The following is a 17,785-nucleotide window of genomic DNA, read 5'->3' as shown; positions in this document are numbered from 1 at the left end:
TCTACAGATTGATAGTATACCTTTTTATTAAATAATCTGACACCTCTTTCAATTCCTTATCTGAAAGAGGTCTTTCAAAAATCAAGAAACGGGCTATTTCACCATCAAAAGATTCTGCTCCGGGATGATTGGTAGCATCTCGCTCCTGGCCAATAGCCATTTTTGATGGGTTAGCATTTGGGTTTACTGGAAACGGTTCTACCACAATAGGTTTTATACCGTTTACAAATAACTCCATAGTCACCGTATCTTCACCTGCTCCCAGACGTCCCATTACAAGATAATAAACCTCTTTTTTAAATGATTCTTTTGCAAGTAGCAACGGGCTATTTACATTCCAAGTTCCTTTTTCTAGTCCATTTCTAGACGACATCCAAACATGATTTTCTAAATTCACACCTCCCCAAAAACCCTCAAACTGGCCTTGTTTATCGAGGTTTGTATTTCGTAAGTTCCCGAAAAATGAATTCACACCAGGTTTTCCTTTTACTTGTTCATAAACAGACATCACAGAAAGCCACGTAAAACCAGATCCAGTGGTTAAATGGTCGAAAGCATCCTCATGATTATTTATAAGTTCTTGTCGGTGAAACACAATAGAATTGTGCCCATTCAAACCTGAAACATTCATTTTTAATTGAGGCCTACCTGAACCTTTAATTTTCCGGCCTTCGTCTTGCTTTACAAATTTTCGAATACTATTTTCTATTTTATTTCCCCATGCACTTACTTTGTCTCCATCTTCAACAAGTACGTTGTTATCAGCATCTAAATCTAAAAGCAGTCCGTTTTGCACTGGTAAATCAGTCTCTATTTGTGAACGATTTGCTGCCCATATAATACCACCCGCTATCAATTTCTGATAGTTTGGATCCGCATAAATTTCTTTGGTATGTCCTAGTGAGGTGAAAAACGAACGTCCCCCATCATAATATTGATACCAAGTAAACGGATGGTCTCCACCCATTTTTTGTACACCTTCATACGAATCTTCATCTACAGACAATAATACATGGACATGCTTCCGTGGGTTGAAGGAAAACCGATGCCATTCATCTGTAACAGTCCATTCTTTTTGAAGATGTTTAGTACTGGGGTGATTTACATTTTCTACTATCAATTTAGCTGACTGTACTTTTGGATGGTCTACAAGTTTAGTCCCTATCAAGCCTTCATACCATAATTGAAATTCACCGCCTTCATTCCAAATGGCACCAGCGCAATGAATCCCTACAAAGCCTCCATCATTTCTAATATATTCCTGAAAAGCCATTTGTTGATTATCAGACAATATTCTTCCTTTATTTCCACAATTATTGTTGAAGATTATAACATCAAACTGCAATAATTTTTCAGAAGTAAAAATAGATGCATCACCTGTGGATACAACTTTCCATCCGTTTTCTTTAGCTAACTTTTCTACCAGATTCATCCCTGCACTCTTAGATTGATGGACATATCCATGATCTCCATTAAAATTAAGGATACTGATTCTATTATTTTGAGTGTTTCCAAAATAGCCAAAGCACGTAAATACAATAATTAAAAGGTACTGCTTCATTTTACTAATTATTTAAATTCGGTAAAAAACACTCTAGCTAAATTAAAGTTGCTTCTCAATTATTTTTGAAACGGGCTTCGATAACCATTCATAACCAATCTTGGTGTAATGAACATCTCCTCCAGCCTTTCTATGCTTTTTGTGAATTCTTTTTGAATACCTACTCATGTTATTCACTTTAACACCATGTTTTTTCATGATTTTTAGAGCCACTTTATTATATTCAATATTGGCATTTTCAAACCTACCTACTTCTCCTTCTGGAACATAAGTAGTGGTTGCAAAAACTAGTTTTGCTCCCGTTTGTTTTAATCGCAATACGAGTTTCTCCAAATTTTCACCATATTGCTCGGGAGTAAAAGTTTGTGAACCTTCTTTTTTATCTCGGTTCCCTTGATTTAAAGATTCTGGATTTCTATAACATAAATCCCATAAACCCCAATTAAAATGAATAACATCCCATGTGGTTTTACCCAACCAGCTGTCTATTTTCTCTAAACCAATACCCGTATGCTGTGCATTACCTTGGTTGTGAAATACCTCGGCTTTTCCTTTTAAATGTGCCTCTACAAAGGGCGTATACCCTATAGAAATGGAGTCTCCAATAATTAATACCTTTGGTAAATCGCGCTGTTTAAACGCAGAAACAATTACTACCAAAGCCAACAAGCACGTTATTTTTTTCATATTATTTTATTTTAAACATCATAATTCTGCAATAGCACCCTATCGTGTTATCTTAATTTCTTGACCAGCAACTGCCATTGCCACATCAGATATATATAAGTGACCGCCTAAACTCTTAAACGGAACACCGTTAATTTTGGGTACGCCGTTTTTACTCCAAACCGTTAAAGGTCCCGATTCTTTCATAGTGACGGTTATGTCGCTTTTAGAAATAGATTTCACTTCTACGGTACCTGCAGCCAAATATTTATCGGTTCTTCCTATTACAGCCCAACCTTCTATAATGGGACTTAACTGAAACAATCGTTCTTCTCTGGTTTTCAATTCAAAATTGAAGTCTTCTGTGAGTGGTTTTGCTGTTTTTCCATAAGCATCATAAAGAAGAATGCCTTCTTTTGGGATATCCCAAAGTCCTGCATAGGGCTGTATCATCCCTCCTGCAAAAGGATAATCGTTTATGGAAATTGACGCGTTAAGAGGCGTCCCTTTATTCAAATTAACGGCCATGATACTGGCAGATTTATTTTTAAGCGGTGCAATAACCTTAAAAGCTTTGTTTCCCACATATGGGTCTTGTTTTAAACTTTCTGGCAAAGGCACACCTGGTGCTAACGTTCCAACAATTTCACCATCGTTATACATCAATGGGTTTAAGTACGTAGCGTCAATATTTTTAGTTTCATCGGATAAATAAATTGGTCCTCCAGATATAGCTCTAGACACCGCCATAAGGCGTGCCGTTTCTTTAAAACTGGTATGAAACATATCTTGATCCAGCCAATGCACATGCCCCAACCAAAGCGCATTGGTGAAGTTTTGAACAATGGTTAAATCGATACGATCTAAATCTATTTTATAATCAACACTCGATCGAATGATATTGCTATAGGTTTGATTAAACACATTAAAATTCTGCATCGCAATACAGTTTAATAATTTTAAGTTTTTCTCTTTCACCTTCGTTTCTAAAGCCCTGTTATTGTAATGCACACCCAATACAGGGTTTTCTTTGCCTTTGTTGAATTGTAAATTCATGGATTGAAAATCGACCTTAATCATATCAAATCCATTATTTTTTGTATCCGATGTCATGGCCTCATAAAACGCATTGGCAGATTCTTGCGTGTTTTTCGCCATCATACGGGTTTGGTTGTTATTTTTACCATGAAAAATAGTATCGAGATTACTAGAAATACCTTCTAAACTGTTTTCTGTAGATACGCCTCCCATATACCCATTAAAATTTCTCCAAATACCCATCCATTTTATTTTGTCGTCTTTTAAGCTTGTAATGGTTTTCCATCCATTAGGAAACTTAACTTTATCGACTCCAAATGACAGTAATTGTCCGTTCCTTTGGTCTAAATACCCATCATCAATTAAAACCCAACGAATGGGTAAATCGCTGGTTTTTATGTCGTGAATGGAAGTCGTTATGATATCTTCATTAATATCTTTTTTAAAATGTTCCCAAGTACACCATCCTAAATATTTAAAAGGCTCGGGATATTCTTTGTTAGATCGCCAATTAAAATTCCCTTTAACGCCTTCTGCTTCTTTGGCTAATTCCCAAGCCAACCGCGTTGCTTCATAAGGACTTGATGCTTCTGCATAAGAAAAAAGAGGTACTTTAACGTCTATAGATTGGGTTCCGTAGGTGGCTAATTGTAATGAGAAATGATCCTTTTCAACATCAAAAGTGTTTCCTAGCATTTTAGATACGATGGGAAGAATTGCTAAATAATTTCCATTATTCTTTTGAAGTAGAATGAAACTCCCAAAACTCATATTATCATCTTCCCTCGGTTTTTGTTTTTTGTAATTTGATAATTCTGAAACGTTTGTAAACCAAAGTGCTTCCATTCTATTTCCTGAAGCTAATTTTTCAGAAAACGGACGGTAATACATCCCGTTTTGATACTCAGGGAGCTTTAGGGCAACCTCAGCAATAATACCATCGCCGTTTGGTGAAAGCAGTTGTTTATTTAATGAGTAAAGACCCGTTGTACCAAGATTCCTTAAATCTAAAATATTTGGAATTTCCTTTAAGTTAATACTTGTCGATTCTGTAGGTTTAACGTCTTTAATGCCACACCCTATCACAACAAGTACACCACAAGTAAAAAGTATCGCTGTTTTTATTTTTGAATAATTATTGAACAGTTTCATCTGGTTTATATTCTTAGGGTTTAACTTTATTCGCACTCACACCATTTTGCCAATTATTGTTACACTCTTTATACAGTATTTGTTTTAGTGATTCGGTTTTCTTCTTGTATTTTGATGATAAATCATTTTCCTCTTTATAATCATCAGGCAAATAATACAGTTGAAACACATTCTTTTTCAATAAGTAACGCAGTTTCCAACCTTCTTTAGTAACCAAAGCGGGCCCCATTGTAGATGAATATACCGTATAGGTTCTCTCTTTACTTTTTTTACCAAAAAGGGTTTTCGCATAAGAAACACCATCTTTCTCTTTCAGCGTTTTTCCACCTACTATTTCGGCTAGTGTATTAAGAAAATCATAATTACTCACCATTTGATTTGAAATCGTTCCTGGCTGTATTTTCCCTTTCCAATACCAAACTAATGGAACACGTACGCCACCTTCCCAGTTTGAACGCTTTATACCAGCCATTCCATCATTACCATCAAATACATCACCTCCCAAATGGCTATAAAATTTTGTACTTATATTATTATACGTTTGCCCTGTTGTTAAATCGTGTGTTTTATCACATCGGTCTTTTTGGTGGTAATAAAGTTCATGACCATTATCGCCTGTAAACACTAAAATGGTATTATCTAAAACCCCCAATTCTTCCAACTTTGTATAAATTCGACCCACATCTGTATCTAGCATTTTAACCATGGAAGCGTATTCCTTTTCAAGTTCAGATAAGTTAGGATTGTTCTTAAATTCGGGTGCTACTTCTGGAATTGAGATAGGCCCGTGTGGTAATTGTGAGGGGAAGTAAACAAAAAATGGTTGTTCGGTTTCCTTTTTACTTTGCACCTCCAAATAGTCCAACAATTTATCCATTATAATAGTTTCGGAATAGACTTTTCTACCCGTCATATCCCAACGTTTTTTATAGTTTTCAGGCGATTCCCCTTCAGGATTTTTACCACAATCAATTAAAGTATTCCCAGGAATGTCAACTTTTTTTCCATTTTCAAATAAGAATGACGGATAAAATCCATGACAGCGTTGGTGATCATAATAACCATAGTGATAATCCCAACCATGACGATCCAAACGTTCGGGTGTTGTGGAAAAGCCCCATTCTAATTTACCAAATTCGGCCGTGGTATAGCCTGCTTTTTGCGCCACTTCGGCTAAAAAAATGGCGTCTTTTTTGGCTGGCATTGCCACCGCATTCACTCTGTCTTTTATTTCATCCAAGCTTAACCCATTATCTAATTGCATGTAAATACCTGCTTGGGTAATATTGTATTGGTCTGTTCTGCAATCGTGCATACCTGTTAATAAACTAGCTCTGGCAGGTGAACAATAATGGGAACCATAAGCATTATCAAAACGAAGCCCCTCATTGGCCAATTTATCAATATTGGGCGTACTAATAATTTTCTGCCCGTATGTTCCCAATAAACCACGCCCAAGATCATCTGCATAAATAAGAATGATATTTGGTTGTTTATCTTGTGCCGCCATCATGGTATTTACCAATACAACAACACCGAAAATAAACTTTAAGCTTCTGTTTTTCATCTTATATGCCATTTTAAATTTGTTTCAATTCGCTATTAAAACTTAAAACTTGACCTTTTTTCGTTTCTATTTCCTTGACTTCATCCTTATAACGCAGCTTTAAAGTATTTCCTAATTTCGATTTGATGACTAAGTTTTTTAACTTTCCGGCTTCCCAAGTCATATCAATCTCAAACCCTTTTTTAGCAACAATACCTTGAATACTACCTGATGCCCATGCTTCTGGCAATGCAGGAAGTATATGAACTTCATCAATATGACTTTGCATTAACATCTCTGTAATTCCAGATACCACACCAAAATTTCCGTCAATTTGAAACGGAGGATGTACATCTAACAAATTTGGTAATGTAGATTTTCGTTGTAATGCTAAAATGTTTTCATGTGCTTTTTCACCTTCTAACAAACGTGCATAAAAATTGATAATCCACGCACGACTCCAACCTGTATGTCCACCACCTTTAGACAGTCTACCCTCAATTGTTTTTTTAGCAGCTTCAAATAATTCTGGTGTTTTAGATTTTGAAATTTGATTTGATGGATGCAACGCGTATAAATGAGAAATATGTCTGTGTCCTGGTTGCGCTTCTTTAAGCTCTCCTACCCATTCTAACAATCTACCATCACTACCAATTTTAAGCGGTGGCATTTGTTGAATTTTACTTTTAAGAAGGTCGCTAAATTCTTTATCACTATTTAAAATTTCTGCGGAAGCAATACAGTTTTTAAACAGTTCGAATACAATGGCACGATCCATGGTTGGACTCATATTCAGCGTAGCTTTTTCCCCTTCTTTGGTTAAAAAATTATTTTCTGGTGAAATAGATGGTCCCGTAACTAAAAGTCCTGTTTTTGGGTCTTCCACCATGAAATCTACAAAAAACAAAGCAGCTTCTTTCATGATTGGATAGGCATGATTCTTCAAATAATCTATATCCTCAGTATATTCATAATGTGTAAATAAATGCTGAGCACACCAAGCAGCTCCCATGGGCCACATACCATATCTGGCCTTTCCAAATGCCGCTGTAGAATGCCAAACATCACTGGTATGATGTGCAACAAAGCCTCTAGCTCCATATACTTTTTGGGCGGTTAGGCGTCCCATTTCACGCAAATTACCAACAAATTCTAAAAAGGGTTCATGGCATTCTGCTAGGTTTGTCATTTCAGCCATCCAATAATTCATTTGAATATTGATGTTGATATGATAATCAGAATTCCATGGCGGTGTAAATCCATCTGCCCAAATACCTTGCAAATTGGCAGGCAACGTACCCGGTCTAGAGCTACTAATTAATAAATACCGCCCGAATTGATATTGCAGTTGGGTTAAGTAATTATCTTCAGCACCTTGTTTTACTTTCTTTAAACGTTCATCGGTTGGCAAAGCATCACCTGTATCGTTTGAAATTTTAAAATCCAGTCTATTAAATAGCGATTGATAATCGGATGTATGTCTCTCTAAAAGGGTTTTAAATGACGAGGAAGCTACTCCTTTCCATATGTTCTTACAATCTGTTACAGGATTCGAACCGCGATAATTACTAGAAGCGATAACTTTTATAATAACGCTGTCTGCATTAGAAATAACTAATTTCCCATCCTTTACTTCTGCTGTTCCGCCTTCGGTTTCAAAATGAACGATGGCATGAAATTTAACACCATGGCCATCACCTACATGTTCAGAAAATATAATTTGATTTTCAGACACTGAAATTTTAGTTTGTTCATTACGTTTTACCCAAGCAGACATATTGATTTCTCCTTTTTTATCTGCTGAATATTTATAAACCATCACCTTATCTGGAAAACTAGAAAAGTAGTCTCTTTTAAATCCAACACCATTATTTACAAAACGCGTTGAAGCAACGGAATTATTGAGGTTTAACACCCGTTTATACTGGCTTACTGAGTCTAAATTTGGTGTCTCAATAAATAGATTTGCCAACATTTGATACGTGCTTTTACCATCTGATAAACGATCTGCAAGAATCTTATCTTGAACAACGGCTTCTGCATCCATATAGGCACCCGAAAAAAGGAGTTTTTGTATGGTATCTATATACTTTCCAGCATCTTTTTTATCTCGGTTATAATCTTTACCGCCTGTCCAAATGGTTTCTTCATTAAGACATATAATTTCTTTATTCGGTGTACCATAAATCATGGCGCCTAGGTTTCCATTTCCAATAGGAAGGCCTTCGTTCCATTTCGTTGTGGGTTGGTTGAACCAGATCTTTAAAGGTGTTTGCTCTTTGGGTGCAGGAGTTTGAGCACAACTATAAAAACCTACTAGTAATAAGGTGCTGATTATGAATTTCATGTGTTTGTATTTATTGTTTTTTAACGGTCACAAGCTGTTCGCTATTAGTCATTACGTTAGGTAATAAACTTTTTAGCATGCTCGTTTTATCTACTTAATTTTTATTTACTATTCTTAATTTATAAATTATTGACAGGCACTAATGTAACATCTCTAAAAGTCATCAAACCTTGATGGAGTTTTATAGCTTCATCACGTATTACTAAAGGCTTTATTATTAATTTGTACCTTCCTGGTTTTAAGGTTATCTCACCCAAATTAAATGTTTCGTATTTCACTATTAATGGTGATTTTTTAGCTTTTGGATGTAATGGAATTGCTTTAACAGTATGTTCAAAACGTTTACCAGCAATAGTTAATTGAAATGCACCTCCATCCACTAGATTGCCGTAAGTAATCTCAATATTGTATACTCCATCTTGTTCTACCAAGACATCCCACTCAACCCATTCAGAAGTTTCAGTCCATCCCTTTAAGTTTTCACGTTGTGCCCCTGCTCCCGTTCCATAGTTAAAATGTAAATTTTCACCATGACTGTTTCCAAATCCTGCTGGAAAAAAATAACCACCAACAGGAACTCCTCGCATGGCGTCTTTTGTTTTTAATTCTTTTTGAAAAGCCCTTACGGCATGGTCTACTTCTGGCGCGTTAGCTAATTCAACTTTAATAACATTAGCCATTTTATAGGGTGCCACTTTAGGTATTTTGATATAAACATTTCCTTGTTTACGTTCAACTTTTAAAGCTGCGTTCGATGCATCTGCTAAAAAAGAAGCTGATCTAACTTTTGTTTTCAAACCCGGTATTATAAGCTGACCATTTTCTGGCCAGTCAAAAATGTGATAGTACAATGTATTTCCTCTTCGGGTGCTTGTTCCCCATTCTAAAATATAATGTGGTCCTTTTTCGGTTTCATAAATGGATTCGCCATTAACCCGAAGCCAGTCTCCCACTTGCTCTAATTTATTAACACTCGTTTTAAGAAATGCTCCTTTTGGAGTTGGCCCTAGATTCATTAAAAAATTACCGCCTCGAGAAGCCGCATAACACAGATTATATAGTGCCCATTCTGCAGATTTTGAATCTTCACTACCATTGTAAAACCAACTGCCGTCAAATTTTGCGCAAGATTCCCAATAGTCTGTTTGGTTTCCAATGTAGGGCATGAAGTTCTCAGGTGAGTGATGGTCTCCTTCTCCTTTTCTTCGCTGACCAATACGATTAGCAATTACCGTATTAGGTTGTATGTCCCTAATTTTGTCTCGAAATTCTGTAGCACGCTCTACCGTCCAACTATTCACCCATTCTCCGTCGAACCAAACACTAATCATTGGTCCATAATTGGTTAATAATTCTTCAACCTGTCCCAACATGAACTCATGATATTTAACATAATCTGTGCTACCAATGTTCTCGGTATAACTTGGGTGATGTATATCCCAAACAGAATAATACACACCGAAAGGCATATTTTCTTTAGCACAGGCTTCAGCTAATTCCTTTATAGGGTCGCGCTTAAAGGGTGTTTGCTCTATGATATCATAATCCGTTAATTTGGAGTCGTACATTGAAAATCCAGCATGATGTTTGGCAGTAATCACCATGTATTTAAAACCTAAACGTTTTGCGGTCATGACCCATTCTTCGGCATCAAAATCGGTAGGATTAAACTTTTTTAAGTCGTTTTCTGAAATTAAATATTCACCGCCTGCTCGTTGTGGCCCCCAATGTATAAAAAGACCATATTTAGCGTCTGCCCATTTTTCAATTCTAATCTTTTTCTCTTCTAAAGATTCGCCAGGAAATCCTTCTACAGGTGGTTCCCCAACTTGAAATTGTGCAAACCAAGGAAGATCTTTTTTTAGAAGCGCAGACTTTTCGAGTGAATCAACTAAATTCTGTTGTTTTTGAGCGTTTACACAAAAAACAGCCTTTAAAAAAACTAAACAAAGCAGTATTTGATTCCTTTTTTTCATATTATATTTTTAAACGATATAAGTCAGAATGAACTCAATTCATTCTATTTGTTAAGTGCTTTCGGTTTTTCTACAAATCCGGCTGGTCTACATTTATTACTGAGTTCCTCTCCAATACCCAATTCTTTTTCAAAACCGTTAAAATATTGATCTAATTTTTCAACAATTTCAGGATACTTACTTGCCACATTTACAACTTCTCCCAGATCTGTTTTAAGATTATAGAGTATCTTTTTTTCACCTTGTTTACGATACTTCCAATTTCCAGATCTTACCGCTTCTAGTTGGTTTGCTTTGTAATAATAAAATTGTTCGTGTATCGCTTTATTCTCTTCTTGTTTTCCTGAAAGAACGGACCAAATATCCTTACCATCAATAATTCTATCATTCGGTATTTCTGCATTTGCTAATTTTGCAAATGTTGGTAAAAAATCCATCGTTGTTAAAATTTGATCAGAAACAGTACCAGCAGGTATATTTCCTGGCCACCAAACAACAGCAGGTTCTCTCATTCCTCCTTCAAACGTTTCGCCTTTATTGCCTCGTAAAGGACCAGCGCTTCCTAAGCCATTTCTTGATGGACCATTATCCGAAGTAAAAATAACCAGAGTGTTTTCATCCAAACCATTGGCTTTTAAAGATGCTAAAATTTTCCCTACAGAAGCATCAATTTCATTAATTGCCTGAGGATAAATTTTATCTCTCACTTTATAATTGACGTTTCCATTTTCTTTAGCTAGCTCTGTTTTAATATCACTCGACACCTCTTTCATAAACTCAGGAGAAGCATACAAAGGCTTGTGTGGAAGAGGATGTGGAATGTACAACAAAAAAGGTTCGTCTTTATGTCTCTCTATAAAATTGACCGCTTTGTCTGTAATTCTCTGTGTTAAATAATTTGCATCCGGGTTTAATTCAACCACTGTTTCGTCTTTTAATAATGGTAAATCAGGAAAATTAAACTTCACATTATTTGAATGGAAGGGATGAATATCATGACTATAAGGCAATCCATAAAATTCATCAAAACCTTGTTTAGTAGGCAAAAACTCTGGTTGATCTCCCAAGTGCCATTTCCCTATAATTCCTGTTGCATACCCCTTAGTTTTCAAAACTTCTGCTATAGTAATTTCATTAGGATGCAAACCTTTAGAATCTGCAGCAAGTAAAACTCCAAAGTTTGAGCCAGTTGCCATGTTTATTCTTTTAGGATAACATCCGGTCATTAATGCAGCTCTTGACGGACTACAAACAGGAGCTGCAACATAAAAACTGGTAAGTTTCATTCCCTCTGCTGCCATTCTATCAATATTTGGAGTACTAACATGCGCTCCGCCAAAACAACCAAGATCTCCATAACCTTGGTCGTCTGTAAAAATGATAATGAAATTAGGTGACTTTACTCTATCTTTTAATTGTCCATGAACGCTACTACAAAACCATAGACAAAACAATAATATCTTAAAACCACTCGATTTTTTCAAATTAAAAAGGCATGTTGCCATATTTATAATCTTATCTTTTTTAAAACCTTATACTATGACTTCATTTCAAAGCGCACCAAATATGCTAATCCTTTCTTTTGAATCATTCCGATTCCCCAACCAGGGATCTCCGTTTCAGTGTTACCATCTTCTAAATGCGGACGATACAAACCTGGTGCTTTAGGTATATTTTTCAGACTATCTTGTAATACAGAAAAATGCTCACCATCCTTAGCATAATTTATGGTAGCATTAATGGAGGCTAAAGAGGCTACACCTCCTTGTCGTTTCCATATTAGTACTTCATGACTTTTATCTAATAAAGCGCCTTTATGTTTTTGATAAGGACCTTCTGCAGCGTTAGCATAAGCTACACTCATTTTGGTTTTTTTTGGTCCATCTTTTCCATCGATAATAGACCGTCCTTTATAGAATAACCATATTTTTTCATCTTTAACTAATAAACTAGCATCATCAATTCTAAAGCTATCAAAATCTGAAGCCACATTACTAATCTCTAAAACAGGATTATTTTCAACTCTTACAAATGGCCCTTCTGGACTATCTGATACAGCCAGACCAATTGCGGTGATATCTGTGGTTGAGTTACCTTCAAACTCCTTGTTTTCATTTCCTGGTGTTGGTTTCACACCTGTGTAATACAAATAATATTTTCCTTTATGAGCTAAAATATTTGGGGTAAACACCGAGTGGCTGTCAAATTTGCCTTCTTCCCCCAAACCAAGTGCCATACCTTGTTCGGTCCAAGTATGTCCTTCATCCTGAGATGTTGCATACCAAATGGTTGCCCAATACCCAGAAGTTACGGGGCTATCCATACGGCTATACCAAATATAATAGGTATCCCCTACTTTTATAATATCGCTATTGTCACGCCTGTTATACAAGGCATCCTTACCTATTCCTGCAACTTCCTGATATGAAAATTTTATAGATTCTGTAGCAGTAGCAACTACTTCGTTTACACTATTCGATTTTTTAGTAGAATTACAGGCCAGTAAAAAAGTCCATGTTATTACAATTACTAAACCTGTTTTCGTTTTACGCATAACTTGCTTTACTTTTAGGATTACTTAAGATTAAATACATTGTTAATTTCTGAAATTGAAACACCTAACACCTTTTCTGAAATTTTAGTAAGCTGCTCTGTACTGCCTTCAAAATGAGAAGTCAATTGAATATGAACGCCTCGTTCACCTACTTTTAAATTTAAAGCTGGTGAAGAAGTTTCTAATTCGTAAAAAGGTCCTAATGGTTTTTCTCCGGGTTTTGGAGCTCCATCATTATATGAATTCACAACATCGCCTGAATAAGGTTTGTCTTGTAGTTCCCATAGCGAGTTTACATAATCTGTAACTGCTTCTGGTTTATTATATTTCACTATAGTTAGTGTTTTACTTAAAGCATCATAAGACCCCAACACATTCTTTGCGCGTTTTGGAGATAAACCAATTTTACTTCTAAATTCACCATCTCCTTGAAAATACAAGGTATTCTCTTTAACTATCAAACGTTCCGAAGGTACTTTTCCAAAATAATCATCGTTTACAGGAATGCCAAGTTCTACTTCATCACCAGATATATAAGGAATTACAATGGTGGTTTCTGGTGATGGATTAAACATCCCTAAAAGCCAAATAGACAGCAAACCTGTTTCTTTTTCCCAATTAGCATCCCCTAAATTGGTTAAAGAATTGGTGGTTTGATAGGCAACTACATTGATTTCATCATTCAGTTCAACGCCTAAGGCTTTTGTGATTTCTTGAGTTGATAGTACTTTTACTTCACGCTCAATACCAAAATCAAACTTAAAACCTGAATAATTTACCAAAGATGCTTTTTTAGAAAAAGTAACGGCGTTTGTAGCTGATTTTTCTACATCGAATGGTTCTAAATCTATTAGTTTCGGTGTATACCAATCATCTAAAGTAAATGCACTTCCTTTTTTAAAGAAGATTGAAAACTGCCCCCCTTCTGGTCCTATCCAAAAACGTTCTTCCCCTCCAAAAACATTGATATGCTCTAGTGTGTCTTTCGATTTAAAAAGCGCTCGGTTTATCCAACCATAGCTTCTTCCTTCATTATTTGATGAACTACTCGTCATCACCCGACCTTGTAAGGCTTTAGAAACAGCTACTTTTGCTTTTCCTGATGCATCAGTAAGTTCAAGAACATCTATATAATCTTTCATAAAAGCGACATCATCAGCATAACTAATGTAACCCGCCTCATCTTTATTATCTACCTTTTTGTCAGACTCTTTCGATTTACATCCGACTAAAAAAACAGAAAGCATTACTATATAAATTAACGTAAATTTCAATTTGAAAGACCTAAAATGTTTCATAGTTTAATTATTTATGATTCGTTTTTATTTTAAATGAAACTGTTTCATCTTGCTTGAAAGTTTTTCCTCTTTTAAATGAAATAGCACCAAACCCTTTAAGAGTAAATGAATTAAGATTTACAGAACCATTTAAAACGGTAAGAGCCACTGTTTTCATTGAACCTTCAGTTGCTATTTTAACATTTCCATATTGGTAACCATTAGACCAAAAGTACGTACCATCTTTTGCATTAAATTTCATCGATTTATCTACTGCAGAATAATTAAAACCTGTGGTAGCCAATACACTTCCCCAAGCCATCATCGCTCGTGCATAATGATTGCCAAATTCGGCTTCATTAAAAGGGTTTCTTTTTTTACCATCATAACGATCCCTCACATCTTGCATCGTTTTAAGGCCGATAGCATCCTGATTTTCATACAGCATCCCAACGGCCGCTGTATACTCGAAACCTGTCATCACTTCTGTGAAATACGGAAACGGTTTGTCTGGACGTTCACCAGGATAAGCTGCCATTAATAAAGCAGACTCGTCACCCAAGGCATAAGAACGCATAAAATTTGGATGTTTGGAAAGGTTTTCTCTATGGTTATATTTAATAATCGCCTCGTGGGTTTTCTTAATATTTTTCTCGTTTGCCAAATATCCAAAATCAAGAATGTGAGCCAATACCTGACCAACTAACTGATCGACCAAAACACCTTTTCCTAACTGATAATCCGGAGTGGTTAAATCCTTAGTTCCCATGCCCATCATAAGACCGGGTGCTACATTTTCTTGTAGCATTGGGGGCTGAATATCTTGCTCGTAATATTCACCATTGAATAAATTTGCATCCATCCATTTTGAACCGTTGTCATATAAACTTTTACAAGTTTTAGCAAAAGATTTTTCACCCAGATGTTTCGCCATTTTTTCAGATGCTTTTAGAGCACCGAGATACCAAAACCCCATTTGTGGGTTAGGTCCAAAATATTCTACATCCATGGTATTATGCTGCGAACCTTCCATCACGCCATCTTTATTAGCATCCCAACCACCTTTTATCCAGCAAAATTCTAATGCTTTTTTTACCATTGGCCAATGCTTCCTTAAAAAGTCATCATCTCCTGATAATTGCCATTCTCTATAAAACTTCATGATACTACCCATTTGTCCATCAGCAGCAGCCACTCCATGTTTTTGAGCCGATGTACTCAATGGAAGCTCTATTCTAAAGCTCATCAAACCTTCTTCTGTGGTAGCGTACCCAAACTCCGTATCTCGCATAGTTTGTGCAATCTCTCCAAAAAGAAAAGGGGTTGTTTGATCGTAATTCCATACATGCGTACAAGAACCAATACCTCGCCCCACATTATCAGCAGTACCTTCAAACCCTAAAAAATGACCTTCCTTAGTTCTGAATCCTAACTGTGTTCTTAAATGTGCTAAATTGAAAAGAGAAGCTTCCTTGGTTATTTGAGGAATATCACTAGCTAAAAATGTATTAACAAAAGTTTCTGTTCCTTTTTCTAAGTCTGAAAGTTTGGCTATTGTTTGTTTAGCCACATCCCAAGAATCTTCATACTTGCTGGTATAATAATTGCCAACATTAACTTTTTGGTTTCGCCATGCTGGACGGTTTGGAAAATGCCAGGTTATAAAAAAACGAATGTCTTTTTCTTCACCCGGAGCCAAAGTGGTTTTTACGGCAAGTGAGCCCATAGGAGCATCTGCATCATAAGTAGGTCTTTCTTCTAAGAGTCCATCTTCGGTAAAATCATCCCAAAAATCTAGCGTGGTATCTCCCCACTTTTGAGGAATCCAATTGGTACGATATGAAATCTGCTCTTTACTATTGGTTGTTAAACTAAATGTTCCATATTGAAAACTGTTTTTATCAACACCATTGGAGGTATAGTGAATTCCCTTAACTCCATCTTGATCTTTAAACGTGTTTATATTTTTATCGGTCTTACCTCTACTTCCGTCAAAACCAATAAAATTTTGAACCGTTCCTGCTAAAGAAATGGAAACAGGCTTATTAGAAATATTTTTAACTTTATAACTGAGTATCGCTGTAGGTATGCTACTAGCATCGACATTTCCAGGAATGAGTGGATTAAATGCACCCACTGTTACCTGCACTGGCAACTCCTTATCTTTAAGAAGTACCTGTCCAAAAGGATAGGCTGTTTTAAAGGTGGCTTCGGCAAAACGCGGTAACCCATGGTTGGTTGCAACCGCCCCCCGTTCGCCGTCATAATAACGATCTGATACAGGACCTTCTAACAGAATAGCTTGCCCTTGGCTTCCTTCTTCTTGAATATTAATAGCAAAAAAAGCGGCACGGTTTGATGGTGGTCCTTTAGGTATAATGGCGTTAAATCCTTTTGCTGGATAACTCATAATTTCCCAATCCTGTATAGCCCCATTTCCTGTTAATGAAATGGTACCTGTACCAATACCTCCAACTGGCATGGCAATACGTTTTAAATATTCTCCTGTATATGTTTTTAAAACGGGCCACTTTTTTTGTTGGGCAAAACTATTGCTTACAACAATTAATAAAAACAATATAGATGAGGAACAAAAGCATGATTTTTTCATAATTTATTATTCAAAACTAATCTTAAATACATGTGAACTACTTCCATAACCTGGTTTTACCTGAACTCCCGTAGCTAAATACAAATAAGCTGGTTTATCATCAATGAAAAGTATTTGCGCACGTTCAAGATGACCATCTTTTTTACCTCGGTATGAAACAGCATCTTTCAAATATTCTTCACCTACATAATGTTGCAAATCTTCATAAGCACGTACTGTTTTTTCAGCAGGAAAAGAAAAACCATCCCCCGACTTCCATAGCAAACCACCGCCGCTATTCCCTAAAGAAGCTCTAAAATCGCGACTTATCATGTATACGGAATCCTTCATTGTAAAAGCGAAAGCATCTTCAAGTGGCATTTTTTCCTCGGTTACTCTTGTAGGCTTATGGATATAAGGCCCTTCAACAGCATCTGCAACTACAACACCATAGGAGTAAACATATCCTTTAGGTTCTTTTCTGACTACCGATTTATGATATAAAGAGTACTTTCCCTTGTATTTAATTAATGACGGATTAGAAACTCCTAATCTTGCGGTATAATTCCATACTGTAGAATCTTTAGTTTGACGTAAAATAGTACCATCAGCTTCTCCTCCTTTTGCCGGTCTCCAAGTATCTTTCAGATCGTCGGCCACATACATCACGATGCGTTGGGTCGTTAAATCGTCGTTTTCATTAACAATAAAACAAAGTTGATACTGTCCATCGATATAGCTAATAGTTGGATTGTGAGGTGAATTAAACATCCCATCTCGGTCTGGTACCGCAATACCTAGATACTCAAAGGGGCCTTCTGGACTATCACTCACATAATGGCCTATTTCACAATCTTTATACCAACCATTGAAATCAGGCTGTGTTTTGGTAGACCATTGTGCCGCATAAAGATGTGTTTTCCCTTCTTTATCTTGTATAGGTGAAGAACCCCAAACATGCATTCCTGCATTATCTGCAGCATTACCTACATAATCTATCTTCATTTTCTGAGCTTGTGTTTTACATCCTAAGAAGGTGAAAATCAGCATTAATAATGTGAATTGTTGTAATTTCATT

11 protein-coding genes are annotated in these 17,785 nt (G+C 36.2%); all 11 read right to left on the bottom strand.

Annotated features, from left to right (window positions below; translation table 11 throughout):
- Window position 1: 1 nt before the first annotated feature.
- Window positions 2-1,561, bottom strand: a complete 1,560-nt coding sequence (locus tag Q5N74_RS09260) for a ThuA domain-containing protein (protein WP_304388503.1) — start codon at window positions 1,559-1,561, stop codon at window positions 2-4.
- A 42-nt stretch (window positions 1,562-1,603) separates the two neighbouring features.
- Complete coding sequence (locus tag Q5N74_RS09255) at window positions 1,604-2,248, bottom strand: SGNH/GDSL hydrolase family protein (protein WP_304388502.1); 645 nt, start codon at window positions 2,246-2,248, stop codon at window positions 1,604-1,606.
- A 39-nt stretch (window positions 2,249-2,287) separates the two neighbouring features.
- Complete coding sequence (locus Q5N74_RS09250) at window positions 2,288-4,417, bottom strand: Sip1-related alpha-galactosidase (protein ID WP_304388501.1); 2,130 nt, start codon at window positions 4,415-4,417, stop codon at window positions 2,288-2,290.
- 13 nt (window positions 4,418-4,430) lie between these two features.
- Window positions 4,431-5,984: a sulfatase-like hydrolase/transferase gene (locus Q5N74_RS09245; RefSeq protein ID WP_304388500.1), complete on the bottom strand. Its 1,554-nt coding sequence runs from the start codon at window positions 5,982-5,984 to the stop codon at window positions 4,431-4,433.
- Window positions 5,985-5,997: 13 nt separating this feature from the next.
- A complete protein-coding gene (locus tag Q5N74_RS09240; protein WP_304388499.1) occupies window positions 5,998-8,310 on the bottom strand; it encodes a glycoside hydrolase family 95 protein in 2,313 nt (770 codons plus the stop codon).
- 119 nt (window positions 8,311-8,429) lie between these two features.
- Window positions 8,430-10,286, bottom strand: a complete 1,857-nt coding sequence (locus Q5N74_RS09235) for an alpha-L-fucosidase (protein WP_304388498.1) — start codon at window positions 10,284-10,286, stop codon at window positions 8,430-8,432.
- 44 nt (window positions 10,287-10,330) lie between these two features.
- A complete protein-coding gene (locus Q5N74_RS09230; RefSeq protein ID WP_304388497.1) occupies window positions 10,331-11,791 on the bottom strand; it encodes a sulfatase in 1,461 nt (486 codons plus the stop codon).
- A 32-nt stretch (window positions 11,792-11,823) separates the two neighbouring features.
- Window positions 11,824-12,840 carry a family 43 glycosylhydrolase gene (locus tag Q5N74_RS09225; protein WP_304388496.1) on the bottom strand — a complete coding sequence of 339 codons (1,017 nt, stop codon included), beginning with the start codon at window positions 12,838-12,840 and terminating at the stop codon, window positions 11,824-11,826.
- A gap of 20 nt (window positions 12,841-12,860) precedes the next feature.
- Window positions 12,861-14,138 (bottom strand): DUF6786 family protein, encoded by a 1,278-nt coding sequence (locus Q5N74_RS09220; protein ID WP_304388495.1) that lies wholly within the window; start codon window positions 14,136-14,138, stop codon window positions 12,861-12,863.
- A 7-nt stretch (window positions 14,139-14,145) separates the two neighbouring features.
- The gene (locus Q5N74_RS09215; RefSeq protein WP_304388494.1) at window positions 14,146-16,728 is read right to left on the bottom strand and encodes a GH116 family glycosyl-hydrolase; all 2,583 of its coding nucleotides are present in this window, start codon (window positions 16,726-16,728) and stop codon (window positions 14,146-14,148) included.
- 6 nt (window positions 16,729-16,734) lie between these two features.
- The gene (locus Q5N74_RS09210) at window positions 16,735-17,784 is read right to left on the bottom strand and encodes a glycoside hydrolase family protein (protein ID WP_304388493.1); all 1,050 of its coding nucleotides are present in this window, start codon (window positions 17,782-17,784) and stop codon (window positions 16,735-16,737) included.
- Between the last annotated feature and the right edge of the window lies 1 nt (window position 17,785).

Source organism: Mariniflexile sp. AS56 (genome assembly GCF_030552475.1).
In the GTDB taxonomy this organism is placed as follows: Bacteria; Bacteroidota; Bacteroidia; order Flavobacteriales; family Flavobacteriaceae; genus Mariniflexile.
Note: the sequence above shows the minus strand (reverse complement) of the source record. Positions and strands in the feature narration are given on the sequence as shown.

Bases quoted from the DNA above. Each gene is read 5' to 3' on its own strand.
- Q5N74_RS09260 (WP_304388503.1), bottom strand. From the start codon at position 1,561: ATGAAGCAGTACCTTTTAATTATTGTATTTACGTGCTTTGGCTATTTT.
- Q5N74_RS09255 (WP_304388502.1), bottom strand. From the start codon at position 2,248: ATGAAAAAAATAACGTGCTTGTTGGCTTTGGTAGTAATTGTTTCTGCG.
- Q5N74_RS09250 (WP_304388501.1), bottom strand. From the start codon at position 4,417: ATGAAACTGTTCAATAATTATTCAAAAATAAAAACAGCGATACTTTTT.
- Q5N74_RS09245 (WP_304388500.1), bottom strand. From the start codon at position 5,984: ATGAAAAACAGAAGCTTAAAGTTTATTTTCGGTGTTGTTGTATTGGTA.
- Q5N74_RS09240 (WP_304388499.1), bottom strand. From the start codon at position 8,310: ATGAAATTCATAATCAGCACCTTATTACTAGTAGGTTTTTATAGTTGT.
- Q5N74_RS09235 (WP_304388498.1), bottom strand. From the start codon at position 10,286: ATGAAAAAAAGGAATCAAATACTGCTTTGTTTAGTTTTTTTAAAGGCT.
- Q5N74_RS09230 (WP_304388497.1), bottom strand. From the start codon at position 11,791: ATGGCAACATGCCTTTTTAATTTGAAAAAATCGAGTGGTTTTAAGATA.
- Q5N74_RS09225 (WP_304388496.1), bottom strand. From the start codon at position 12,840: ATGCGTAAAACGAAAACAGGTTTAGTAATTGTAATAACATGGACTTTT.
- Q5N74_RS09220 (WP_304388495.1), bottom strand. From the start codon at position 14,138: ATGAAACATTTTAGGTCTTTCAAATTGAAATTTACGTTAATTTATATA.
- Q5N74_RS09215 (WP_304388494.1), bottom strand. From the start codon at position 16,728: ATGAAAAAATCATGCTTTTGTTCCTCATCTATATTGTTTTTATTAATT.
- Q5N74_RS09210 (WP_304388493.1), bottom strand. From the start codon at position 17,784: ATGAAATTACAACAATTCACATTATTAATGCTGATTTTCACCTTCTTA.